This is a genomic window from Shewanella sp. GutCb (assembly GCF_002836135.1).
GTDB lineage: Bacteria > Pseudomonadota > Gammaproteobacteria > Enterobacterales > Shewanellaceae > Shewanella.
Genome location: NZ_PJBL01000018.1, coordinates 1 through 25,854 on the forward strand (window position 1 = coordinate 1; position 25,854 = coordinate 25,854).

Annotated in this window: 20 protein-coding genes; 5 read left to right on the forward strand and 15 right to left on the reverse strand. The window is 42.4% G+C overall.

The window, feature by feature from the left end; translation table 11 throughout:
- The 4 genes from CXF86_RS22915 to CXF86_RS10520 all read right to left on the reverse strand — a co-directional run.
- A partial coding sequence (locus CXF86_RS22915) for a hypothetical protein (RefSeq protein WP_219622728.1) occupies positions 1–264 on the reverse strand: 264 nt, incomplete at its 3' end.
- An 875-nt stretch (positions 265–1,139) separates the two neighbouring features.
- Positions 1,140–1,919 carry a nucleoside phosphorylase gene (locus CXF86_RS10505; protein ID WP_102038929.1) on the reverse strand — a complete coding sequence of 260 codons (780 nt, stop codon included), beginning with the start codon at positions 1,917–1,919 and terminating at the stop codon, positions 1,140–1,142.
- 428 nt (positions 1,920–2,347) lie between these two features.
- Positions 2,348–3,295, reverse strand: a complete 948-nt coding sequence (locus CXF86_RS10510; protein ID WP_102038930.1) for a LysR family transcriptional regulator — start codon at positions 3,293–3,295, stop codon at positions 2,348–2,350.
- Positions 3,296–4,751: 1,456 nt separating this feature from the next.
- Positions 4,752–6,473: a phospho-sugar mutase gene (locus tag CXF86_RS10520; protein ID WP_101093248.1), complete on the reverse strand. Its 1,722-nt coding sequence runs from the start codon at positions 6,471–6,473 to the stop codon at positions 4,752–4,754.
- 310 nt (positions 6,474–6,783) lie between these two features.
- On the opposite strand from CXF86_RS10520, the gene CXF86_RS10525 reads away from it, so the two are divergent.
- The gene (locus tag CXF86_RS10525; protein ID WP_101093250.1) at positions 6,784–7,620 is read left to right on the forward strand and encodes a pseudouridine synthase family protein; all 837 of its coding nucleotides are present in this window, start codon (positions 6,784–6,786) and stop codon (positions 7,618–7,620) included.
- A 116-nt stretch (positions 7,621–7,736) separates the two neighbouring features.
- Here CXF86_RS10525 and CXF86_RS10530 read toward each other — a convergent pair whose 3' ends face one another.
- Entirely contained in the window at positions 7,737–8,486 is a 750-nt protein-coding gene (locus CXF86_RS10530) for a cytochrome b/b6 domain-containing protein (protein ID WP_102038932.1), read from the reverse strand.
- Positions 8,487–9,007: 521 nt separating this feature from the next.
- Here CXF86_RS10530 and CXF86_RS10535 point away from each other — a divergent pair.
- A complete protein-coding gene (locus CXF86_RS10535; protein WP_102038933.1) occupies positions 9,008–11,080 on the forward strand; it encodes a TonB-dependent siderophore receptor in 2,073 nt (690 codons plus the stop codon).
- A gap of 176 nt (positions 11,081–11,256) precedes the next feature.
- Here the strand turns inward: CXF86_RS10535 and CXF86_RS10540 are convergent, their stop codons facing one another.
- The 4 genes from CXF86_RS10540 to CXF86_RS10555 form a co-directional block, all read right to left on the reverse strand.
- Positions 11,257–11,856 (reverse strand): GNAT family N-acetyltransferase, encoded by a 600-nt coding sequence (locus tag CXF86_RS10540; protein ID WP_101093255.1) that lies wholly within the window; start codon positions 11,854–11,856, stop codon positions 11,257–11,259.
- Between the two features lie 32 nt (positions 11,857–11,888).
- A complete protein-coding gene (locus tag CXF86_RS10545) occupies positions 11,889–12,296 on the reverse strand; it encodes a GFA family protein (RefSeq protein WP_101093257.1) in 408 nt (135 codons plus the stop codon).
- Between the two features lie 203 nt (positions 12,297–12,499).
- Entirely contained in the window at positions 12,500–13,141 is a 642-nt protein-coding gene (locus tag CXF86_RS10550) for a Vat family streptogramin A O-acetyltransferase (RefSeq protein ID WP_102038934.1), read from the reverse strand.
- A 51-nt stretch (positions 13,142–13,192) separates the two neighbouring features.
- Positions 13,193–13,858, reverse strand: coding sequence for a glutathione S-transferase (locus tag CXF86_RS10555; RefSeq protein ID WP_180961051.1), 666 nt, complete (start codon positions 13,856–13,858; stop codon positions 13,193–13,195).
- A 112-nt stretch (positions 13,859–13,970) separates the two neighbouring features.
- On the opposite strand from CXF86_RS10555, the gene CXF86_RS10560 reads away from it, so the two are divergent.
- Both CXF86_RS10560 and CXF86_RS10565 read left to right on the forward strand, forming a co-directional pair.
- Positions 13,971–16,280 carry a peptidase U32 family protein gene (locus CXF86_RS10560; protein ID WP_102038935.1) on the forward strand — a complete coding sequence of 770 codons (2,310 nt, stop codon included), beginning with the start codon at positions 13,971–13,973 and terminating at the stop codon, positions 16,278–16,280.
- Positions 16,281–16,600: 320 nt separating this feature from the next.
- Entirely contained in the window at positions 16,601–17,503 is a 903-nt protein-coding gene (locus tag CXF86_RS10565; RefSeq protein ID WP_102038936.1) for a mechanosensitive ion channel family protein, read from the forward strand.
- A gap of 128 nt (positions 17,504–17,631) precedes the next feature.
- Here CXF86_RS10565 and CXF86_RS10570 read toward each other — a convergent pair whose 3' ends face one another.
- Positions 17,632–18,639: a DUF1254 domain-containing protein gene (locus CXF86_RS10570; RefSeq protein WP_101093265.1), complete on the reverse strand. Its 1,008-nt coding sequence runs from the start codon at positions 18,637–18,639 to the stop codon at positions 17,632–17,634.
- A 960-nt stretch (positions 18,640–19,599) separates the two neighbouring features.
- On the opposite strand from CXF86_RS10570, the gene CXF86_RS10580 reads away from it, so the two are divergent.
- Positions 19,600–21,483 (forward strand): alpha/beta fold hydrolase, encoded by a 1,884-nt coding sequence (locus tag CXF86_RS10580; RefSeq protein ID WP_102038938.1) that lies wholly within the window; start codon positions 19,600–19,602, stop codon positions 21,481–21,483.
- Between the two features lie 266 nt (positions 21,484–21,749).
- Here the strand turns inward: CXF86_RS10580 and CXF86_RS10585 are convergent, their stop codons facing one another.
- The 5 genes from CXF86_RS10585 to oleC form a co-directional block, all read right to left on the reverse strand.
- Positions 21,750–21,974: an amphi-Trp domain-containing protein gene (locus CXF86_RS10585; protein ID WP_101093271.1), complete on the reverse strand. Its 225-nt coding sequence runs from the start codon at positions 21,972–21,974 to the stop codon at positions 21,750–21,752.
- A 50-nt stretch (positions 21,975–22,024) separates the two neighbouring features.
- Positions 22,025–22,468, reverse strand: coding sequence for a hypothetical protein (locus tag CXF86_RS10590; protein ID WP_102038939.1), 444 nt, complete (start codon positions 22,466–22,468; stop codon positions 22,025–22,027).
- A 52-nt stretch (positions 22,469–22,520) separates the two neighbouring features.
- A complete protein-coding gene (locus CXF86_RS10595) occupies positions 22,521–22,925 on the reverse strand; it encodes a GFA family protein (protein WP_101093275.1) in 405 nt (134 codons plus the stop codon).
- A gap of 109 nt (positions 22,926–23,034) precedes the next feature.
- On the reverse strand, positions 23,035–24,141 hold the full coding sequence (gene oleD, locus CXF86_RS10600; protein ID WP_102039009.1) for a 2-alkyl-3-oxoalkanoate reductase: 1,107 nt from the start codon (positions 24,139–24,141) through the stop codon (positions 23,035–23,037).
- A gap of 6 nt (positions 24,142–24,147) precedes the next feature.
- Positions 24,148–25,851, reverse strand: coding sequence for an olefin beta-lactone synthetase (gene oleC / locus CXF86_RS10605; protein ID WP_102038940.1), 1,704 nt, complete (start codon positions 25,849–25,851; stop codon positions 24,148–24,150).
- Positions 25,852–25,854 lie beyond the last annotated feature (3 nt).

The following is a 25,854-nucleotide window of genomic DNA, read 5'->3' on the forward strand; positions in this document are numbered from 1 at the left end:
AAGCGAATCATTCTCCCCCTCCCCACCTAAAATAAAAATTCTAATCCGTTTTTTCCATCGCAAAGAAATAAAAACACACAAAAGACCAGTCACAATGCTAGCTGGTAGTCCCAAACTTACGGCTTGAGGCCTAATAAAAAAGTGACCGACAAAAAAGACAGGGATAAATGCAATACACGCCACATTAACATAACGCTTCAAATTTCCACCACAATTTACACAAGTTGAATCAGAAGTGCCAAACATTTTATGTTTTAGTGACATTTTCGAGTAAAACTACAGCATGGACACTTCATACAACCTCTTATAGTAATGGCTTGTTAATAGTACAATATAAACAAGCCCCCCTTGAGTTCAACAATACTAACAACTTAAATAATTAACGGTCATCAGCCTCATTACAAAAGCCTTGACGTCTAACTTGGATTGAGCAAAAAGCTTAGGATTAACAATGGCTGGCTGTTATTTTTTCAATCAAACAATGTTTCACACTGTAGTGGCATCGCTAATTTGATTATCTCTTATGTCCTGGTGCAGTTCATATTGGATACAACCTCCCTCTTTTAAGGTTGATTAGTCATAAGCTATCGACAAGAGACAAAGGAGCGATAATGACAAAGCCGATTGTGGGATCGGCTTATTATGCACATTAGAACCCTATGGATACGGCAAGCATCTTTCAAGTCTTCGTAAACCGGAATGCAAACGTGAACGCAAGACTGAAAATAATGTAGATAAGCGGAACTGTATTACTTCGCTCTTAACTTCGATCTTTTTTACCAAATTTAAATAGTGAGCTAAATTGGTTATTTAAATTTACGACTTTAATTATATGATAGAGGTTGATGATAATGCATATACAGTTCATCAGAACGACGGGGTATGCACTAATTAACAGTGCGTATGTCACCATTATTGCGCAACCAATTGAATTAAGGTAACGAAGTAGGGTTACATTAGTGACCAGTAAGGATATTGCAATAACGGCCGAGCCCAAGTAACCGATAATTTCATAGCTCATTATATTTACCTTTTATAAAACCATTAGTTAAACTTTTATTAAACTATGGAGAATGGTGCTTTTATTAAAATGACTGCAAGCCGTTTCTATGGCATAAGCACCACGTTTGAATTATTGCTTAAAATAGGTTTTTTCCATGATGGAAGCGATAGATAGCCTCCAGTGCAACCTCTGTTTCCTTCTCGATACCTTGTTCGAGTAGAATATTTCGCTTACCCCAAAAGTTTTCGCCTCGTTTATGGTTCGCGGCTACCGCACAGATGGTTGCGCCTTTTAAACCTCGACGGTGACAGACGGTAAATAGTGCCGATGCTTCCATTTCAATATTCTTCAAATTCAGATCGATAAGCTTCTGGATCCATTCAGGGGTCTCACCGTAAAATGAGTCATCAGTTGAGCTGATCCCCCAGTGAACCTGATAGTATTCACCGATAGACATCTCTTTAGCGACGCGGATCAGCTCGGATGTAACCTCAAGATCGGCGACGGCCGGTAGATTGTCCGGTACATAAAATTTTGATGTACCTTCATTCTTCATCGCTGCGGTGGTGATAACTAAATCGCCAATATTGATATCGTCTTGCAGCGCAGCACAGCTTCCCAAACGGATGAATACCTTGGCGCCGATGTTAGCTAGCTCTTCAGCTGCGATAGCGGTAGATGGGCAGCCCATGCCAGTTGATGTAACTGAGACTCTGACCCCCTTGTAATAACCGGTATAAGTTTTATGCTCGCGCTTATGAGCAACCAGCTCTACATCATCCATATATTGGGCGATGATGTCTGTTCTGAATGGGTCGCCTGGGAGCAAAACGTATTCGGCGACGTCTCCCTCAACCATGCCGATATGATACTGCTTAATTCCATTGGTTCTTTCGCTTTTATTAACGACTGACATTAGTCACCTCTATAAATATGATTAAAAGATTGTGTTTTTAAATTATTGGTCGAGATCTATTTTCTCGATGATTTATATACGTAATTCATCGTAAATAAGATAATAGATATTTAGTTTCATCCTATTTGCAGAAATTAAATATCCCGTCGATAACAATATGGTATTAAAGTTGACTGTTTACATCTACTGCCAATCACTTGAAACAGTTTTTCCATCTGAGAAGAGAAAAACTTTATACCGATTAGTATTAAGTCACTTAATCAGGGTTTAACAATACTGTTTGAGGAGAGAAAAGAACGGCTGTATAAAAAGAATTATGTACACGGAGCTGGTAGCGAAAGAATAGGGAGAACGTAAGGGTGGCAAGTGAGTCTGATTTTGCTGCCACCCAATGTAGTGAATAGTGAGTACTTAGTTTGATTTAATGGTTAACGCTTAAGACATTTTGATAAGTTTTTGTCCCAGTAGGGCGGTTGGCCTATGACCTGTTTGACAAAATCTATGATGGTTTTCAGTCGAACCGGGAGGTGTTGGTATTTCGGGTAAACGGCATAGACAGGCATCTTTTGCGTTGGTTTCCAGTCTGACATCAGCGGAATGAGTTTTCCGCTCTCCAGCTCATCGCTTAACAGGTAACTGGCGATATAGCCTATGCCTCTGCCCGCCAGAACGGCGTCACGAATGGCTTCGGCCTTGTCTACCCGATAATTCCCTGAGACCTGTACATCAAGCTGTTCTTCATCTTTTGCAAATAGCCAGTGAGTGTAGCTGCGATTCTTACTGTGGTAGGTGACGCAATTATGCCCCTCTAAATCGTAAGGGTGTGTCGGCGCGCCATGTTCTTGTATGTAGTCAGGGGATGCCAATAGTATAAAGTGTGTATCGACGATTCTTTGTGCGACATAACCGGCATTGATCTCTTCAAAAGTGGTGAACCAGAGGTCGATCTCCTCCTCTAACATGTCGACCTTATAATCAAACAGGCTGACTTCGGTAGTGAGTGAAGGATATTTTTTCTGAAGATCATCTAATGCCGGTAACACGTGCAGAGTGCCAAATGAGCAAGAGAGTGCCAGGCGAACATTTCCGGAAACCTCATCTCTGGAGTCCGTCATCAGTGTGTTGGCGCTATGGATCAAACCTACAATCTGATCACAATAATCGGCAAAATCTTTGCCTTCTTGAGTCAGAGCGAGACTTCTGGTGCTGCGATTGATGAGTTGAACGTTAAGCTTCTCTTCCAGAATATGCAGTTGCTTACTGACGTGAGATACAGAGACTTCGAGCTTCTCAGCAGCCTTAGTGAGACTCCCGGTGGTCGCTAAGGCGTTAAAGAGGACCATTTGGTAGGCTTCATGTTGCAGACCGTCCTTCATTTTTCAACCTCATATCGTATAAAATTGAATTTCATATTTCTCTCGTTTTTATAACAGCTTTATATACGTCGCAGCGCCGCAATTGTCCTGTTGTATATATTAATTAAAACATCACAATAAACTCAACAAATCATGAACGTTAATAGCAAAACAATGAATAGCCAAAAGCGTCACTATGAAATGGGGTTAATAATCACCAAGGTGCCTTTTTATAATCAACCCCAGATATGACCGCGTTATACATATTATAACCACACTTAATCAAGCAAAAGGCCTTTTTAGTTTCACAGCGTGAAATATAGCAATAACGCCCACAAAAAAGTTTTATACGAATGTAGCATAATGCCGAAAATACCCCCATCCTAAATGGGATTTTATTTATGTAAAAGTGGGGGGGTATTGAAAACAAAAGATGTGTTACGTAACAATTACTTAATATGTTTTTGCCAATATTTCCAACTGGAAATGGGGTAAGTATTTGGTTGGAAACAATGACGGTAATTCGCAAAACTGAATTAAAAAATGCTAACTGATGTCATGAAACTTATTTATGTTTTTATTACTCAAAAAATGCTTATTCTGTAAAGAAAACGCTTGAAAGTATGCGAGTTCACCTACATTACAAAGCTCACGTCTTTGCATTTCAAACAATCACACCTACATCTACCACATGTGACTAGATCAAATATCGATTCTGAAACCTCAATTGGGATTTCTAAGCCCGATCATAGTTGTTATTGAGAAAGAACCAACTGACAACAGGATTTATGTTAAAAAGGCCGTAAATTTGACGCTTCGCAATATTGGCAAGCGAAACACCGACCTCAATAATGCGGCTATCATAGTTGCGAATAGAATCCCTATGTTCGAAAGTAAGTCTGCAAAATGGATTGGCAGAAATGCGCAGAGTGAGCTTGTGAAATCTGATGTTAATATTCTGCCTTACCCACGGTTCTTATACAGAAAAAATAGCTAACAATACCGATAATTTGGGGCGTTAATCTCAATTCAGTCATACTTTTTGTAATGCAAACTAACCGATTTAAAGCCCAAGCCCTAAACTGTTAATGTCCAGAAATGAGCTAGACGCTACTCTGAACTCGCTGGCAGATCATCTGCTGTGGAACGTGCAAGCTTCTGAAAAAGGGATTTTTCAGCAGAGCCTACATGGAGGTATTCACGGCGGCTTGCAAAGGAACATAGTGGATGAGCTGCTTTCCATCATAAGTAGATGTTTTAGGTAATGGCACTAGATCCCAGCCCAGAAGCCTTGCCGGGATGACTCCCAATTATTCCCAAGTTGTTCTGCTAAGCTATCTCATCTCTGTCCAATTTCAATTTAGACCAACTGCATCAAACTCTGTTGAGCTGACACTCGCATAACCACTATTTTAAAAGTAAGAAGCCACCTTTCGGTGGCTTTATAGACTGTTCATCGAAATTTACTTTTAACCCACTACTTAGGGAGTGACGCTTGATGCGCTTGGATAAATTCATCCATTTCAACTTGCGCCCGTAATTGAGCTGTAGCTAGCGTATCGCTAGCCGTCATTGCCACTACCACTTCGTAGTAACACTTAATTTTTGGCTCAGTGCCTGATGGCCTAACAATGACTCTGGCGTCATTATCAAGGCGATAGATGAGTACATCACTGGCAGGCAAACTAATATCTTCCTCGCCTCCGTCTGCAAACAATCGCTTACCTAGGCTGATATCGTCGGTCGACACCACTTTGTGGCCTGCTATCGATTGTGGTGGATTGTCACGTAAATAAGCGCCAATATTGGGCGTTGTCGGTTTTAGCGCAATACTTACCTGGCTATTAAGATGGAACCCATGCTGTTGATATATTGACTCTAATCTATCCCAAATCGTTAGCCCTTTGCTTGCAAGCTCTGCGGTCAACTGTGCAAAGCCAACTAATGCTGATAAACCGTCTTTGTCCCACACCATGGTGCCAAGCGTGTAACCGAGCGCTTCTTCATAGGCAAACAAAAATCGATTATCGTCTGTTTGTTCGGTCATACCGACATTGGTCAGCCACTTAAAGCCGGTTAACGTTGTGCGACAAGTCGCGTCTAAACTGGTGGCAACTTTAGATAAAAGACTCGATGACACAATCGTGGTGCACGTGAATCGCTGATTATCGGGTGCATGTGTCAGTAGATAGTGGCCAAATAACACCCCGACTTGATCGCCAGTCAGCATTTGGTAATCACCATCCGATTTACGGACAGCAACGGCAAAGCGGTCAGCATCTGGATCGTTGGCACAAGCTAACATTGCGTTGTGCTTTTTAGCCTCCGCCATCACCATATCCATCGCCCCCTTCTCTTCAGGGTTTGGAAAGTTTACCGTTGGAAAATCACCATCGGGCAGCGCTTGAGCCGCGACAGAATAGACCTTGGTAAAGCCAGCGTCTTTGAGCACATCAAGTGCCATTTCATTGCCCACGCCGTGCATAGCGGTGTAGGCGAGACTCACCTGCTCTGGCGCTGTTTGATGTTGTAATACCGGTGATTGATGCACACCATCACGATAAGCCTGATAAAAATCATCTGACAAAATCTGTAAATGACCCGCGATTAATGCGTCATCTAATGAGGTGACCTTTATCTGCTCGTTGGCGGCCTTTTCAATACACGCCGCGATACCACTGTCATGCGGTGGGATGATTTGCGCGCCATTGCCCCAATACACCTTATAACCATTGTATTGCGGGGGGTTATGGCTGGCTGTCACCACAATGCCAGCGGCTGCACCAAGGTGTAGCACACCAAATGCGACGAGTGGGGTCGCGGCAATTTTTTTCGTAAGGTAAACCTTAATCCCTAATCCACACAGCACACCGGCGGCATCTTCAGCAAACTGTTGTGAGTCATGGCGGCCGTCATATCCAATCACTACACCGCGCGTGGCAATGTCACTGACTTGTGCCATTAAATACTTCCCCAGCCCTGCAGATGTTTGCTGTACAACTAAACGGTTCATCCGAGTCGGTCCTGCGCCCACTACGCCTCTAAGCCCTGCGGTACCAAATGCTAAACGCCCAGCAAAGCGAGCAGTGATAGCTTGTTCGTCACCCGCGTCAATCAAGGCTTGTAGCTCTGCACGCATTAGTGGGTCAGGGTCATTCTTAAGCCAATGCTGTACTCTAAATTTTAACTGCGTATCCATGGTTCACTCCAGTTTGTACCCGCTAGATAACCGTTATTAGTTTTATGCTCAATACTCGATAAGCATAAACGGCTACTGCAATTGAAAACGATTAGTATCCACACTAAGCCTAGCCCAAACAGAGAACAAGATAATTTGCATTAAAGTTTTTACATCAAGTAAATGTCCGCTCAACGCGACTCATTTATCAACCGTCCAAATTCCAATACGCATTACAATTGGTAAACACAGCCAATAGATAGTGGTCGCAGCGAAGGTCACTGATAGTGTAAAATGGCCGCACAAACATTGATGACTGCGTAATAGAAAAATGAGCCTGCTTAAAACTGAATGCCATATCAAGGTCACAGATCCCGAAATTGATGCGGTGAGTCTGCTGTCACAACAAACTGAACTCAGTAAACAGACAATAAAACAGGCAATGCAAAAAGGCGCTGTTTGGCTTACTCACGGTAAACAAACTAATCGCTTAAGACGCGCCAAAAAAGCGTTGAATCAAGGCGATGAGGTGCACCTCTATTACAATCAAGCAGTGTTAGACGAACAAGTCGACGCGGCTGAGTTATTATTTGACGAAGGTCAATACAGTGTATGGTTTAAGCCATTTGGCATGCGCTGCCAAGGTTCTAAGTGGAGCGACCATAGCACGATTAATCGCTTTGCCGAGACTCACCTAGAGCCTGCTCGTAGCGCCTATATTATCCATAGGCTCGATCTTGCTGCAACTGGGCTTATCGTATTGGGCCACAGTAAAAAGATCACTGCCGCCATTGCTAAGTTATTTGAAACACGCGCATTAGATAAATATTATCAGGTGATCGTAGAGGGCGAGTTTTCTGCCGCAAAGGTCACTATCGACAGCGAAGTTGATGGTAAGTCGGCGCTGTCATACGCCCACCGACTTGAATACAACGCCGAGCTAAATCAATCTAAAGTACAGGTGAAGATTGAGTCTGGCCGAAAACACCAAATACGGGTGCATATGGCAAGTATCGGGCACCCGGTGGTGGGCGATAGATTACACGGCAATGGCAGTGAAGCGACGCCAAATTTACAGCTCACCTCATGCTATTTAAACTTTATCTGCCCTATCACTCAACAAGATAAAGTCTTTGAACTACCACAAGCTTATCGTCCGCACTTTTAAGTTGACTATAGAGACAAAAAAGCCACGTTCTATTTTAGAAAGTGGCTTTAATCATTAACACTAAAGTCGTTCTAAGTCTGTACGATTTTAATCAGTACCGTCTCAATGATTATTGTTTAATCAGTCCTGTCTTCGCACTTACCCGCGATTCTTTTCTTGCCAGAAAACATCGCTGAAATAATACCTGGTTGATGACGTACTTCAGCCAATACAACACCGATGATATGCAGCAAGATAAGCAACATTAATAGATAAACACTGTAGAGATGAATGTCGCCAGCAAGACTCTTATAAGGCTTCATACTGGCTTTTTTATCGAGATTCACTCCAGTATCGTCATAGGCTTTTATGGTGGTAGGATCGACGTTATCAGCGGCGATGTAACGAGTAACCACTCCCGCAAAAGGCGGATAATAGATGTCGGTTCCCGCACGCATCAACCCCGTCGTCATAATCACCACCAGCAGAGTCATTATTGCTACAACAGCGAACTTTCCGATAGGATTATGCCCTATATATTGCGGATTTTCGCCTTTACTCAAACGGTGTCTATAGGCAGTTACATCACTTATTTTGGGACGCATTGTGGAAAATTTAGCAAATCCAGTGCCGACAACGCCCCACACTAACCTGATGATCAAATTAACGGCAAACATATAGCCAATAATGGTGTGTAACTCTTTAAGTTTAATCTTTGCAGCCAAACCACTGATCCCAAGTTCAGACTTAAATAGCATAATTAAACCGACAAACATTAATGCTGTGATTAGCACGACATTGACCCAATGAAAAACACGCACAGGTTTATCCCAAACTTGGTGTTCAACCAATTCATTGGCTACTTTATTATTCATTTTATTACTCATACGGTATTCCTAACGCCCTAACATTGCTGAGTTGTCATAAAGGTAATTGATGACCTAAAGTACAAACGCCCGTTAAAGCCACCATTTTAGTTATATTATTGCTAGCAACTTGGAACAACGCTGCTATCAAACTGCTACTAGAAAAAACCAGTATAAACTGTCAGGTTTAAGTTTCAGTTAATATTCATTAATATTCAACAGAACGTTTTCGCTCAATGCTGTTCAAGCAAACCTAGCCACAGCCCCCGCCACGGTTGGCCTTACGCCAATAAACATCTTTAACATTAAATAATACCCCGAGTGACAGGCTTCACAATAATTATCATCAGCCCGTTCAAGTGCTTACTTAATAATCAAATGTGTTTGATATTGATAGACATTCTCATTACCATCCATGCCTAATTGAGAATCTTACACAACATAACCAAATTAACTCTAACCTGCGCTTAACATTTGATACGGAATATCGGGATTGGCTTACGTAAGAGCTGTCATCGCAAAGAGCTATAAAGGCTGACCATATGAATACCCAAGTAAAGCTAATTACCGCACTTATTGCTGGCATTTTGCACTCAGGCGCTGCGATGGCAACGACCGTAGATGATGCCAACATCGAAGTCATCACCGTGATGGGTCACCAACAGCATTACAAAACCGATCAAGCTCATGGGGCCATGCGCTCAGATGTGTCATTACTAGACACGCCCCAGTCAGTGGTGGTTATTCCTAAAGAGATAATGGATGATCAATTAGTACGCACATTAGGTGATGCCCTTAAAAATGATGCCAGTGTGTCAATTGGTCGCGTAACCACAGATAGAGAACGCTTTAGCTTGCGTGGTTTTAGTTTGGATGAAAGCACTAACCTGCTTAAAGATGGCCACCAGCACTTTTCTAAGTACAGATTACCGATGGCATTAGTTGAGAATGTAGAAGTGTTAAAAGGCCCATCGAGTCTACTCTACGGACAATCAACACCTGGTGGTCTAGTCAATTTAGTGACTAAAAAGCCCACTTATGATTCATTCTTAACCATGGGTCTTAAGGGCGATGAGAATGGCTCTATTCGGGGATCACTCGATGCTGGTGGCAGCTTAAATGAAGAGCAAACTATTCGTTATCGCGCCGTACTTGAGAAAGAGCAAAATAAAAACTGGCGTGAATACCAAGATGGAGACGCGGCAGAAAGTGACTTCCTAGTGGGTAGTTTGATGACCGATTTTGATATCGGCGACAATCTAACCCTCTCTTTGCACTATGACAAATCAGATGAACTGGCAGGCCAAGACAGCGGTGCCTTAATTGACGATAATGGTGATGTTGTCGGTGGCGACGAGATGATTTGGGACATGCCTTGGACCAAGATTGATGCTCAAAGCGAAAACTATGGGGCCGATATTAGCTATCAGCTCTCCGATGATTGGGAGCTCGCGGCAGGTTATAACAAACAACACAACGAACGTGAGCGTTGGGAAAGTAAACCACAGACCGGCAGTTATGATCCTGACACTGGCAGCTATAAAAACAAGCCTTACAACAAGCTTGAAGATTGGCAACAACAAGCGTTTTACTTCGATGTTGTCGGTTCAATTGAGCTAGCGGGAATGCAGCATGATCTACTTTTCGGCGGCAACTATGTTGATCACCAATACAGCTCGCTAAAAGTTAAAGGCGATAGTTTTGATGCTAACATCGGCACTGGGTTAACCGTTCCTCAGCAAGATCTAGATTATGCTGATGCCAAAGCCTCTAGCGAAGAATACCAATACTACGGCGTGTTTGCTCAAGATTTAATTTCACTTAATGATGAGTGGCAAGTGTTATTAGGTGTGCGCTACGACCAACAAGATAAAACAGATGCTGACAATAGTTCAGCATTACCAAAGTTCGGTGTCATTTATCATCCAGTCGATAATGCGTCTATTTATGCCAACTACAGCGAGAGTTTTGAGCCACAGGGCAGCGTACTTGACGATGAAGATGGCAGTTATGGCTTAGAGCTCGATCCTATTAAAGGAAAAATGCTAGAGCTGGGGACTAAATGGGAGTTGCTGTCAGGTAAGATCCGCTTAAACGCTGCAGTGTTCAACATTGAACGTGAAAATATTCTCATCAATGAAGGAACTTCAGATGATCCAATTACCACTCAAGGTGGTATGCAACGTCATAAAGGTTTCGAGTTTGGTGCTATGGGCCAAATAAACGATGACCTTTCTTTGATCACCTCGGTCATGTATCTCGATGCTGAATTTGAATCACGTGATGAATATAATGGTAACCGCCCTGAAGATGTCCCTGAGTGGACCGCCTCTATTTGGGCTAAATATTCACTTAATGACAGAATGGCCGTTAACTTAGGCGCATTCTACGAGGGCGAACGCTTTGGCGATGCCGCTAATACCTTCGAGAAGGATGCATATACTCGCATTGATACCGGCATTAGTTATGCTATTCCAGTGGCAGGCCAAGATCTACAGCTTAGAGTGAATATCGAAAACCTATTTGATACTGACTACTTAGGTGGCGGTGAAAACGGTGAAGTGAACGTAGGTAAACCAAGAACAGTTAAATTTGGTATAAGCTACACTTTCTAACGCGGCACCTTAGCTTAAGACTGGCAATATGCCATTAAGCAAAAAAGCCTAGAGTCTTCTCTAGGCTTTTTTATGCTTATCGCTTTATTACGTTATACGTTTATCGCCTGTTTGCTAGATCAATAACCTCTATTAGAGCAGTCTTTGTTACATCACAAATGGCAGGTGACTGATGCTCACTTATGCTGATTATCCGCTAACGGCTTACACATCATACTGTAAGCCAGTGCTCTTCCATCAATTCTGAACATATCGGTTATTTCACCGCACTTAATAAAGTCACTGCGTTGGTAGAGTTTAATCGCGGCAAGGTTATTCGACAACACCCATAAATCGATATACTCAAGGCCAGTGTTTTGTAAGGTCCAACTCTCAATCGACTCAATAAGCTTGCGCCCAAGCCCCTTGCCTCTTACTGATAAATCAACGCCCATGCCTAATAGCGCCCGATGTTCGGTATGAGACTCTGAGTGCGGTCGAATATCAATATGCCCAATAATCTTGCTCTCTTCTCCATCAACGGTCTCACCCTCGACAACATTGCCCTGTACCTCAGAGAAAGCAAGTAGCATTCTACGCCAGCCACTCTGGCCTATTTCACGCTCAATACCCTCTGAAAAACGGCGCTTCATTGCATCCGTCATCTGCGACTCGGATTGGGCTCGAGATAAGGGCTGAAACACCGGAGAATCATCAACACCATTTTCTTGTAGTTGCCGATTAAGGTATTCAAAAAAGGCTGGCATATCATTCTGAGTGGCTAATCTTACTTCCATTTAAATCATTCCTTTTTTCGCGTTAATCTGCATTAGCTGCGGCTGGGCTCAAACGCCTGGTACCTTGGTAGGTTAGCATCTAAATCTTCCCAATTTGCTTTTGACGTCACAAAATTGTGGGATAACGGCCGTTCTATAATATCAGAATCAAGTAAGCCAAGACGGACTCTAATACGGCTAGGGTCTTGTTCATTTGAACTGTAGATTGGTGAACCACATCGACTGCAAAAATGGCGATGACGACCAGGCTTAAAAGAGAAAGTAGTGAGCAGACTCTCACCAGTTAAAATAGTAAATGCATTGCTCTGTACAAAACCATTGGTCGCAAACGCTGTGCCACTGTTTTTACGACATAACGAGCAATGACAATGAATGATGTCGGTAATACTACCCACTATTTGTACTTTAATTTCGCCACATAAGCACTGTCCTGCGTACATATCAGTTTGCTCCTTTGACTATTCTTTTGTGGTTCTTATTCGATTGCTGTTGTTGAGTTCTAGCGACTACCACTTCATCGTCAGCCCTATCATTACCGCACAAAAGACTCTAGACAGCTTTCGCAGCCCTCAGCTTGAACCGCTCTAAAAACCAGCTTAACCTTAGCTCCGATTCTCTTCAGACACAAAACGACCTATTTCTTTTATTTTTCTTCAGCTGTATTCGCCAGTGCGCTTAGATCTGCGCCGACTATTGCAGATAAATGCACCGATATTCTCTCTATTGGCCAATCCCACCAAGCAATCGCTAATAGCTGTTCAATAGTGCCCTGCTCGAATCGTTGTTTTATCACCATCGCAGGGTTCCCTCCCACCACACAATAAGGCGGCACGTCTTTCGTCACTACTGACTTACTGGCTACAATTGCGCCATGTCCAATATTAACTCCCGGCATAATAGTGGCATCGTAGCCTATCCAGACATCATGGCCAATCTCGGTATTGCCTTTATAGGGGAGATCCCCTGCATTAGGCGTCACCTTTTCCCAGCCGTTACCAAAAATCTGAAATGGGTAGGTGGAGAAGCCATCCACCTTATGGTTGGCTCCGTTCATGATAAACTTTACATCTTTAGCTATCGCACAAAATTTACCTATGATGAGTTTGTCGCCGATAAAAGGAAAATGATATAAGACGTTTTTTTCGAAGTGCTCTGGCCCGTCCGGATCATCAAAATAGGTATAGTCACCAACAATGATATTGTCACTTTCGATGAAATTTTTTAGAAACCCTACCTGAGGAAACCCCTCCATAGGCTCTTTATCATTTGGATTTGGACCAAACATGGTGCCTCCTTCTACTGAGTATAATTTTATCGCTTACTTTCTAGCGTAAGACTAATGTTCACCAAAAACAACGACCTCTTTTGAGTCTAACCACATTGGATATTTGGTCATGACTTTACTGAACATTCGACTCTGTAAATAAGTATTGAGCCACTGCCTGAGCTTTGGATAAGGTGATTGTAAATACCATTGGCGTTCAACACGGGCAAACTGTCGAATAAAGGGCACTAGAGCTAAGTCTACAATAGTAGGCTTATCTGACATTAGATACTCTTGCTGACAGAGCCTTTGCTCAAGCTGAACAAGGTAGCTTTCACACGCTTGCCTATGCTCTGGCAATGTCGGTTCATGATAGCGTTTAGCGGCGCGGTAATGCTCTAAATGGCCTTTAAATTCATTATCAAATATCGCGATAATCCCAAGCATCTCATCAAGTACGTTCTGGTTTGCTTTGTCTAAAAAATCATCGGGGTCACTTTGCTCAAATGCCCATAACATCACCTCTAAGCTCTCTTCAATCACTTGACCATTCGAGGTCACCAAAACCGGTACCGTACCTTTTGGGGATACCTCTAGCATCTCTGCGGGTTTGTTGCTTAGCACTAAGTCGCGCAGTTGTACTTGCTGGCCGGATGCATAAATGGCCAATCTAGCGCGCATCGCGTAGGGGCAATTTCTCAAGGAATACAGTACGGGTAATGCCATGATTTTGTTCATTGTTGCTCAATCAGCTCAATTATCAAATGCGAATAATTTACTTTAACGATATTCATTCACAAAATATACGGGTAACATCCCCCCATTAAATTTCTGACAACAAGTTGTAACCATGGATCCAAAGATTGAATTATTAGCACCAGGCGGAGATATCAATGCGATTAAAGCGGCAATTATTGCCGGAGCCGATGCTGTTTATTGTGGCTTAGACACCTTTAATGCGCGTAACCGTGCCGCTAATATTTCCTTTGAGGAACTTGTTGGGATCATTCGTTTAGCACACCAGTATCAATGTGAGATTTTTCTCACATTGAATATCGTGATTTTAGAAAACGAATTCAAAACACTAGCCAAGCTACTCAGCAAGCTTGCCAACACCACATTAGACGGTGTGATAGTGCAAGATATTGGCATGTTCCAGCTAATTAAACAGCACTTTCCGACACTGGATGTGCATGCATCCACTCAGCTCACAACGCATAACCGCGGCCAGCTGCCTTTTCTAAAGAAATTGGGTGCATCAAGGGTTAACCTCTCTAGAGAGCTTAACCTGCGGGAAATCACCGAGCTGACAGCCACTGGCCGAGAACATGACATTACCACCGAGGTGTTTGTTCATGGCTCACTGTGCATCGCTTTCTCAGGCTTATGTTATTCCACTTCCGCCAGCGTCGGTAACTCCGGCAATCGTGGCCGTTGTAGCCAAGCTTGCCGTGAAGAGTATGAAACCACTGAGACGGGTCATAACTTCCCGCTCAACATTAAAGACAATTCAGCTTTCTTTGACCTACCTGCGCTGATTGAAGCCGGCGTACATTCGTTTAAGGTTGAAGGCCGTATTAAAGGCGCCAGCTACGTTCATACTGTCATTGATAGCTTCCGAAAACAGATTGATGGCTACCTCAAAACCGGTGAATTGCTGGAAGATGGCGAGCGCTTATATAAAGTGTTTAACCGCGATCTCACCAACTCATTCTTAAAGGGTGACTTGAACCAATCGATGTTTATCGACAATCCACGTGATAACTCGAAAAACCATCTCAAAGACAAGCTGACTCAAAACGGTAGCCAGTCTATTTCAGTGGTACAAATTCACGATGCAGAGCAAGCGCTGCAAGTCGAAAAGAGTCAAATTCAAGCCAGTGTAGATGATAAGATTAAGCACCTGACGATTGATAAGTTGCCACTCACTCTGGCGTTTTCGGGTCAGCTAGATACCCCACTATCGATTAAGGTGACTAGTCTCGATTTCGTTGTCGGTAAAACCGAGCTTGAGCCACGTTCATTTGTGCTGCATTCACGCAGTTTACTGACTAAAAGCGACGATGCCTGTATTGACCTTGGCGCCATTGAAAAACGCTTTAAGAGTCTCAACAATGCAGAATTCGCACTCAAGCCGATAGTAATTGATGACTTAGCCACAGGGTTAAGTATTCCCTTTAAAGAGCTCACTACCCTTAAAAAACAGCTGCTGTTAACACTCAACCATGGTACGCCGGTACTGCCTGCTGTTGAGCTGCCTAAGCTCACTAAGCACCCAAAACCGCTCAAGCGTGATGGCAGCGAGAGTCTACGGGCTGAGTTATCTATTTTGATCTGTGATGAGGCCGATGTGGCATTAGCAGATAACACTGAAGCCGATATCTATTTCAAGCTGCCTGATGCCTATAAGCGTGGCTGCACTCAGTATGTGAGTTTTCTGCAGCAAAACCCGCGATTGATCCCCTGGTTCCCATCGGTATTAATCGGTAAAGACTATGATGTGGCCTTAAACATTTTAGAGCAGGTAAAACCTGAGCTGATTGTGACCAACAATACCGGTATTGCACATCGTGCCTTTGAACTCGGCATCAAGTGGATTGCAGGGCCATTTTTAAACACCACCAACTCTTATGCACTGCTAGCGATGCAGGAGCAGTTTGACTGCCACGGCGCCTTTATCTCAAATGAGATAAACCAGCAGCAGATCAAGCATATTGCTAGGCCTAAGAACTTCAAGATGTTTTACAGCATCTATCACCCCATCTTGCTGATGGCCAGCAGACAGTGCTTCTTCCAGCAAAGTGTCGGTTGTGAAAAACCGCGTATCGATAACGGCTGTATGCTGTCTTGCGACAAATCGACCAGCATCACCAATCTTAAAGGTGACGAGTTTGCTATTGATAAGCAAAAAGCCGGTTATCCAAGTATTTACAATCAAGATCAATTCTTAAATACTGAGATCATTGACGATCTCGCCAATCTGTTTGATGGCTTTATGATTGATCTAACCAACATTGGCGCCGGTGATAAGCCCTCACCTGATAAAGCAGTGTTAATCAAACAGTTCGAGCAGCTCCTCGATGGCCAATCGGCAGCGGTTGCAACACTCGACAACATGGTGCCGCAATCGACTGTACTGCAATATCACAACGGTTTATAAACAGTCGCATTAATCTAATAACGCCAGAAGAGTCACTGGACGTTATTAGATTAGAGAACACGATTAAATTAGGTAGATTAAACGCACAATTATATAAAGCGCTATACCACTGTTAAGCTAGAGTCGTTCTGGCTTAACAGTTTAATCCTATAACTGCTAGCGCCTATGACTTTGTATCTCGACTCGCTCCTGCTTCAATTATCCCCCGTTATAAGTGCTGTGTTAATCATCTTGTTTTCTGGCTATATTCCCCATAGAGTATTGGCACAGAAAACCGTCATCCAGCAGCATAATAAACAAAAATAAAGGTAACAAAATAAGTGGATAACATAGCATTAGCAGTCGATTTCCTTTTCGAACACAAATTATTATTAACCGTGTTAATCATAATGACTATCTCAGTCATAAAGCGTTTTATCATTGCACGCATTCGTGGCGATGTTGCTTTTCTTTCTGATGTGCAACGTAAATGGATGTCACGCACTAAAAACAGCACCTTCTTTCTCATTGTCATTATTCTATTCATGCTGTGGCAAACCGAAGTCAGCAAGTTTGCCCTGTCGGTAACGGCGATTGCAATTGCGTTGGTGGTAGCATCAAAGGAGATTATTCTTTGCTTTACTGGCTCCATACAGCGTGCGAGTTCACGTTCATTTGTGATTGGGGATTGGATTGAAGTCGGAAAAATATACGGTGAAGTGATTGAACACAATTTAATGGCCACGGTGATCCAAGAGATCGATCTGCACCATGGTCAATATCATTTCACCGGTAAAACCGCCACGCTGCCTAACAGTATGTTTTTTACCTATGCGGTCAAAAACCTCAACTTTATGAAGCGCTATGTTTACCATAGTATTACGATTACCGTGGTTGAGTTCGTTAATCTCTACCCGCTGTTTCCTGCGTTAACCCTTCAAATAGAACAACACTGTGAAGACTTTATTGAAGTGGCCAAGCGCTATAACGGTGTAATAGAAAAGCATGCTGGTGTCGACTTACCCGGCAGCGAACCGCATATTCATATCAATAGTGGCCCAACTGGCGAGCAAAATGTGCATATCATGATTTTTTGCCCCACTGAGCGCGCCATGCACTTAGAGCAGCTGATAAGAGAAGACTTTATGATTGCCTATCACCAACACTTTACTCCGCAAAGTGAGCTAAAGGGCGGGCCAAAAGAAGGGTTCAGTATTGATAGCTCGTCGCTAGAAAGTCGTTAGCTATTGCTATTACCTTATCAAAACAGAGCATTTAGCCATTGAATGTAGGCCAATATTAACAACTTCGGCATTAACGCTCGCACCAGTCGCACATAACCTTCTTGTGCGACTGCATACGTTGCTCACAACTATTGAACGGGATAAATTGAATCCATGGGTTTTATGCTACCACTGATGACTTTTTTAGAGGGCGTGTAATGTCGCATAGCCGCATTCCACACTCCAGACGCATTCTCAATTGGAATATTGTTTATTTTGTCATTACAGCCAAAGTGGACCGTAAAGCTACCATCCTTGTTGCGTTCAGCGATTTCTGAATTGATGTTTGCAACGTCGTTAAACATAAAGCCAGCTTTGTCGTAAACAGTAATCGACCAGAAGCCACCAACATTATCAGGATCGTCAAAAGTTGTTGCTTGGCACTCAGCCCCTTCGTAAAACTTAGAAAACTGATAAATATTATCTTTCCAGGTAGCCCCTCCCCAACCTATCGCGGTCCCCATCAGATATTTATCCGGTTCAACATAAGCGGACGTTCCGAACATTTTTTCTGTATCACGCAACCCTGACTGAGTGAAGCTTTCTAATATTGCATGATGAATCTTGTCGTAAGACACTTGATCGTACTTTATCGGCTCGAATGTTCTAGCACTCGTCGCAGAGAGCTTAATTTGATCTTGTATTGAATGAATAGCCGCAAGATCTTGCTCATCACCGCTTTTGACTCCAATGCGAACCAATACATACATGTAATCCGTATAAGATGGTATCTCATGCTCTCCTGCCGTATAAACCATGTCATAGACACGATGATTTTCATCTAAATACATAAGTGAGATATAGCGACCAACCGTCTCAGGTAATGTCACAGTGGCCCCCTTTACGGTATCTATCAGTGCCATTGAATAGAGTGTATCGCGGTTCATGCGAATAACCGGTTGATTATCCACTGGAGGGACTTGGCGCTTGTGATAAAATTTATTTATGCCACCCGCATTTGTTTGAGTAATTGCCATCTGCCGATGAGTTTCAACCACAGGATAATTACTGGTCGTTACAACGAGTTCAGTTGCTATAGCCGGTGAAATCGTTGCGATATTGAAGACGATAATGGCCAAAAAATTCCTTCTACTCATTCTAGTTATTTCCTTATTTGGTTAATTATTAAAAATAACATCCGTCACCCACGAATAGCCAACATACGTTGCTCAAGCAGAGATATCAATACTCTGCTGATCACCCAACATGAGATAAATCCTTTCAGTCTTTTCTTTAGCTAACACTTGGATAATCGCCTTATTAAGGTCAATAACTCAAGCTGCCCCGTAAGATCGGTACCCGAGTATAAGGCGCTAAGCTGGTGCAAAAATGAAGGTAATCGATCAGTACTGATACTGTCGACGATAGTCACGCTAGGTACAAAATAATCCGTTGAAGATGAAGCTATTAATCTAAGCAAAGAAATCAAACTATCTAAAAAACACCGCGGCGCTGATGTATATGGCAACAATGAACTATATCCTGTTCAGATTTAAAGACTGTTTATAGAAAATCTTAAGTGTCTATAAAAATGGAAGATTACCTACCTCTGTCTAATTATCTATATAAGCTAATCCGCTATACTTTATTAAGCATTTCGTAAAACTTAAATTTCAATCAAAAACAAAGTAATTACACGGCTAAGCAATGATAACAATTAATGTCTATTTATCTGTCATTGGCCATAAAAAATGATGGTCAACCATGCTGCTGAAACTCTATTTTAAGGGGTTAGTGATGTTGCAACATCGTTTAATAAGGAATACCAAGAGGTTACAATCAGTAGAGCAACAATTTAAAATCAATTTATTGATTAACATGAGGATGCTAAAAGCCTTAGGGCATCTAAGTCCCTATGCATTTATAACCAACAAGCGTGTGTCACTTACTGCTGAGATCTAGCGATCTGTATCTGACATACGATAGTGCTATAATTATGTATATGGACTATTTTTAAGTTTCTCTGTTTTTTGATACCCCATCATTAGGCTGGATGTTCTTAATGAATATTTCACCGCTGTTACAAATGTTGAATTAAATCATCGGTATATAAATTTATGGTTAATCACTTTTCTATTTCTCAGATCGATACTGACGCTTACCCTTTACGACATGAAAATGTCGACAAATTTGCATTAGTTTGTGAAGGTGGAGGCCAGAGAGGTGTATTCACTTCTGGTGTATTAGATGCATTCTTGAAAGCAAATTATAATCCATTTCATTGTTTAATTGGTACATCAGCAGGCGCATTGAACCTAGCGTCATACGCATGTGGTCAATATAGACATGCTTATGATGTCATTAATCAAGTGACTCGTGATCCCAATTTCTTTAATATTAAAAATATATTCCGTGGTGAAAACAGCTTAAATTTAGATCTATTAATTCATGCTACTGAAACGCATCTGGCTCTTGATTGGGAGACTGGATTAAAAAACTTAGAGAATCGCGAGTTATATTGTGTTGCAACCAATATCAATAGTATGAAAGCTAAATGTTTAGATTTAAAAAGAGGCTCTTGGAAAAAATCATTAAAAGCCACTTGTGCCATTCCTCTATTGACTATCAATCCGATAAAAATTGATAACGATGATTGGTATGATGGTGGCGTTACAGCACCGATTCCGGTTAGAAAAGCATATAAGCTTGGTTATAAGCATATCGTTGTCATTAGAACCATCCCTATCGATGCAAGTTATAACCATGAGTGGTTGAATTTTTTAAAAAAAGTGGGCCCTAATAAAATTAAACATTTAAGCCACTTATTAATGACTCATGAAGATGCATATCGAGCGGACCAGAAATTTTTAGAAAACCCACCTGATGATGTTGTTATTTATGAAATCCATCCAGCGACCCATTTGAAAACATCTTTGGTTAATTCTACTAAAAAGGCAGTGGATAGCGATTATGCATTAGGGTTTGAGATGGGTAAAAAATACCTTAATCTGATTGCGGATAAAATACATAAAGGTCAATTTGATCTCTCAAATGTGGCCGAGTTCCCCCTAAAAACCAAAGATGATGTTCATACCGCAGAGAAGGCATGTGCAGAGGTCATTAAAAATTTAATACGCGGCAGTTTTAATGGTTTTGACAAGGTCAGAATTAATTGGATTAATTATAACCCACATAATAAGAAAGATACCTTGGTGATTGTTAACGGCAGAAATGAATCTTATTGGGGTTATTTAGAACTCATTTATGAACTGTCACATTTTTATAATGTTTATACTTATGATCATCGAGGTCAAGGCGAATCTGAGCGATGGGCATCTGATCTTGATTTAGGGCATATAAACGAGTTTCAAGATTATATTGTTGATTTACAACTATTTATGGATAAAGTTGTTTATCCAAATTGTGATGGGGAGTGTTATTTAACAGGACATTCTATGGGCGCGAACATTTGCACTCAATACATTCAACTTTATGAACATAAAGTTAAAAAGTTATTATTAAGTGCGCCTATGTTTGGTCTTGGTTTATCGATTAAAAGTAAGTTAGATACCTCTAGTCATTCCATCGTTGAGCGTTTTACTAAAAAGCCAAATTACGCATTAGGTCGTTCTTTTTATGATTTCCCTGAATTTGATAAAAACGTAGTGACTAACAGTAAATTACGCTACTCACGTTATACCGATAGCTATAATGAAAAGCCAAATTTAAAGCTAAATGGCCCGAGTACTAAATGGATCCAAGAATCAATTAAAGCGTGTGATAAAGCATTAATAAATGCACATAAGGTTGATGTTCCAGTCCTGATATTACAAGCCGGACATGACTATGTAGTAAGTAATTTAGCGCAAGATAAATTTAATGAAACTTGTCCTAATAGCTACATTGAAGTGATTAAAGGGGCATTGCATGGTCTATTTATTGAAGAAGATAAACATCGAGACATTGTCGTCAATAAATTAGTCTTCTTTATGAAAAATTAAATTATTAGCATAAAAAAAACATCCGTATTTTGGCGCTGTATAGTCAACGCTGTTTATATTGTGATATACAAACTCCAGAATAGGGTTCAAATCCGCTTTAGTATCCAGCCTATTTAGTGATGATGGTAGAGTCATAATCACCAATTACCCCAAGGAATACATTTATCCTATAATAATCGGTCTGATACGACATAGTTAACGGATAATAGGCACAATGTCGAAGAGGTACTTTCAATACAGTGCCTTTTATCTGCAGTCGCTAAAGTTTATTTAGGTGACCACTTAATTTGAAACTCAATCTCTTCTTCATCATCACTGCGTTCGTGCTCGACGCTATATTCCGCGCGAACGGGGACATAGACCCTCTCGCCAGCAATCTGTATTTCAAACTTTTCGCCCGACTCTAATGAATCAGCTAAACGCCTAAGTTTGGCGGCGAAGTCGGCATTGCTATAGCCTTTCTCAATGTCCCGTTGTGCTTTTTTGTTCATGTCGATATTCCCTGTGTTTTTGCTGCTATGTTCTAATACTTACCGCCACACTAGTCGAGCTTTAACCACAGCTCTTGCTCTTTCAGCTCGCCATTTTCTGTTCGCTTAGTTTGCCACTCTTCACCTGTAATCTGGTAAGTAAAAGCAAACGGCGTATCTGCAGCTACTCCAAATGAGTTCAGTTGTGGGTATTCGACATATTCCGTTGCTGTATATGTATAGCGTCCCGTGCCTGCAGCCCAAAACTCACTCTCTGGTTTAGCCTCTGTGCCGATATTTTTCATGGTAGTAAAACTAAAATGATTTTCAGAGATAACTTTAATCGCACTCAGCTTTAGGTCGCCGTATTGCACCCATTTTCCATTACCATCGAGGTACTGACCAGAAGTTAACTTCCAACTACCAATAAAGGGGTTTTCAGCGGCGCTCAAGGAAGATGCAACCAATATCAATAGCGTAATAACAAACATCGACTTAGGTTTGATTCGTTTCATTTCTGTTCCTTGAAATTAACAATCTACTTAATTTGAAAACAGGGTTAAAAGGTTAATCATAAACCTCGTCGATACCTTCAAGCTTAACCCAATCATGACAACGAGTTTGATATACCGTCATTGTAGGCGAGGCTAACTGCGCTTTTGACACTGCATCATCGGCAAAGTTACCTAGTGGAATAGCAACCACCTCTGGCATTACGTCCATGGTAAACCACAGATTCCCACCGCAATGAGGACAAAATTGAAAAGTGATCACCGCGCCTTCATCGCCGGTACGTTGATAGTGATGGCTGGCGCCACTAAACGTGACTTGACTCAATTGATAGCGAGCCTGAACACCAAAAGCGCTTCCAGTCCGTTTTTGACAGGCATTACAATGACACACAGACACCCGAATGGGCTCACCTATGACCGTTAAAGATAACTGACGACAGTTACAACTCGCTTTGTGCATAACACCATTCCTTGGGTTGCATTACAAATGTGGATTTATTAGTGGCTCATAAAAGTGACCTTATTTGGTCTGTGACCCTGTACGAGGAGTTGCTAGGTTCAAGCCTACACTAACTTAGCGATTTTTTAAGTCGTTGCATACCTTCATCAATACTTACTATTGCGCTATAACCTAAATCGCGTTTCGCGGCGCTGATATTATAATAGTGACTGGTGGAAAGCTGCCTTGCAACAAAACGGGTCATTATAGGTTCTTCCGTTTTACCTAATAGATGGTAAACCGTTTCCAATACTGCGCCAACGCCATAAGCAAGTGAAGTGGGTACCCGCTTACTGACGCTTGGCAGTGATTGGCATGCCAAAATTTTATTCAGCATCTCAGCCATGGTAATCGGCTCATCATTACTCAAATAATAGGCTTTGCCAGCGCACTGCGCTTTTAGTCCTGCTGCATTTGCTCTGCATAACCGCTCTGCCGCTAAGATATGTGCAAAGGCCGCGTTACCAACGTAGATAGTATCGACTAACTTATCTTGCTGACCCACCAGCTTTAAACGCCCTGCTTTAGCACGTTCAAGTACCCGTGGTACCAAATGTGGGTCACCTGGCCCCCAAATAAGGTGTGGCCTTAATGACACCGTCTGCAGCATTTGTCCTGCATCGGTTTTATCACCACTGGCGCTGATCATCATCTTTTCGGCAACCGCTTTAGATTCACCATAATGATTAAGATATTGCTCTGCATACGGCGCTGATTCATCACAGCCATTTTCATCATGGCCTGTAAACGTAACGCTTGGGGTGCTGGTGTATATAAGTTTGCTGATATTGGATTTTTTGCAAGCCTTGATGATAAATCGAGTTCCATCAACATTGGGTGAAAAATAGCTCTGCTTGCTACCCCAAACACCCGCTTTAGAGGCCACATGAAATACAATATCGCAGCCTTGCATCGCCGTTAATACCCCTGCTTCGTCAGCAAGATCGCCCTTTACCATCTTCACGCCCATCGCTGACAGCAAGGGGTGATCACCACGGGCGAACCCTGTCACCTTAATGCCAATCGCAAGCAAGCGTTCACAAATGGCTTTACCTAAAAAACCACCCGCGCCGGTGACAAATGCGTGCGATGCGTAATTTTTTAGATTAATCAGTGCCGTTTGTTCTTCTAGGGCAAAGACACTCAAAGGGGGGACTAACGGGTTATTGTCAGACACAATCAACTATTCCTTGATCTGTTTCTGGGCCCAAACGGCCAATTTCTCTCTAAATATTTTGGCGTTGTGGCGAATATCGACGGGAAAATCAGGGTGAATGAGAAAACGCTCAATCCCCTGTGTGTGGCTGTGTTGCTCTGCCAACATTCGTAATTGAGCGTACAATAAGCTCGACTTTGAACAGGCCGCTGCTTGATTAAGCTCAATACAGACTAACGGGGTTAATTTACCCGCAATCATCACACCCACAAGCGCACTGCGTTTGATCTCAGCATGGGTATTAAAAATCCGCTCAACAGGAATGGAGTAGTAACGTTGAATCCCGTTATCCGCGGTTATTGCATCTACGCGATGCGCTTTACGCCCACACATCCACAATAAGCCTTTATCATCAAGATAGCCCAAGTCGCCCATTCGGTGTCGAATGAATCCGCCGTCGTTGATTTTAGCCGCTATGGTCGCGCTTTCTCTTTGGTAATAAGCGCGGCTCACCATCGGGCCTTTAACCACAATTTCGCCAATCTGATACGGGGGGAGCGATAGTGTGTCGTGCCAGTTTTCAATTGGGCTTTCATCAATATCGATAATCGAGATATCAACGCCTGAAATGGCACTTCCAACACAGATCCCACCCCCATTGTCGGTAATAGTGGTGGTATTAAATAGCGATTGGCTGCCAATTTTACTTAAAGGTAGAGACTCTGTCGCGCCATAAGAATTAAGCACTTCAACATCACTATTGAGCATAGCGCTAAAGCGTTTAATCGATGAGATGGTTGCGGGGGCGCCAGCCGATATCACTCGCTTGATACTGGTGAGTTGGTGATTGGTGCGACTTCCCGCTTGACCTAAACGCTCTATCAATGCCGGGTTAACAAACATATTGCTGCATTGATACTTTTCAATAGCAGCAAAGATAAATTCGGGATTGGCTGTAATGGGTTTACTTGCATCCATGTCTGGCACAATCGATGCCATGCCCAACGCGGGCCCAAATAAGGAGAATAGCGGGAAAGTAGCCAAATCGCGCTCACCCGATTTGATGGCGTAATCATGTTTAAGCGCACTAATTTGTGCTTCAAACATTTTATGGGAATAGACCACCCCTTTTGGCGTGCCCGTACTGCCACTGGTAAACAGAATCGCCGCCATAGCGTCATCCGCTAGCCATTGCAGTTTAAAGGCGGTGTTATCACACTCTTTGACTATTTGTTCTAGGTTAACGGCACCCGTTAAGCCATTAACGAGCCTACCACCACCCACTGAGATCAGGTGGTTGACACTGTGCTTGCCCCAGCCAAACAAACGTCTAGCGACATGCGCTTTAGGGATCCCTATAAACACATCTGGTTTGGCCTCAATAAAACACTGTTTGAGGTTTTTAATTCCCATTCCAGGATCGACCAAAATAGGGATAATACCCGCTTTAAACAGCGCAAAGGTCAAACAGAAGAAATCGATACTGGGAGTGACCATCAGCACCGCTTTCATGCCTGGAGTCAGCCCAAACTGGATCAATGCGGCAGCGATGTGATCGCTTTTAGCATTAAGCGTTTGAAAGTCCATCTCTTCATAGCTTAAGCGGTCAAGTGCTTGACCGCGGGAGTGTTGTACAGCAACAGCAAGAGAGTCAGGTATGTGGTTGGCAGCGTCGACAAGATGACGACAAAGATTGGCACCAACGTGCTGACGCTCAAGCGGGCTAATCATTCT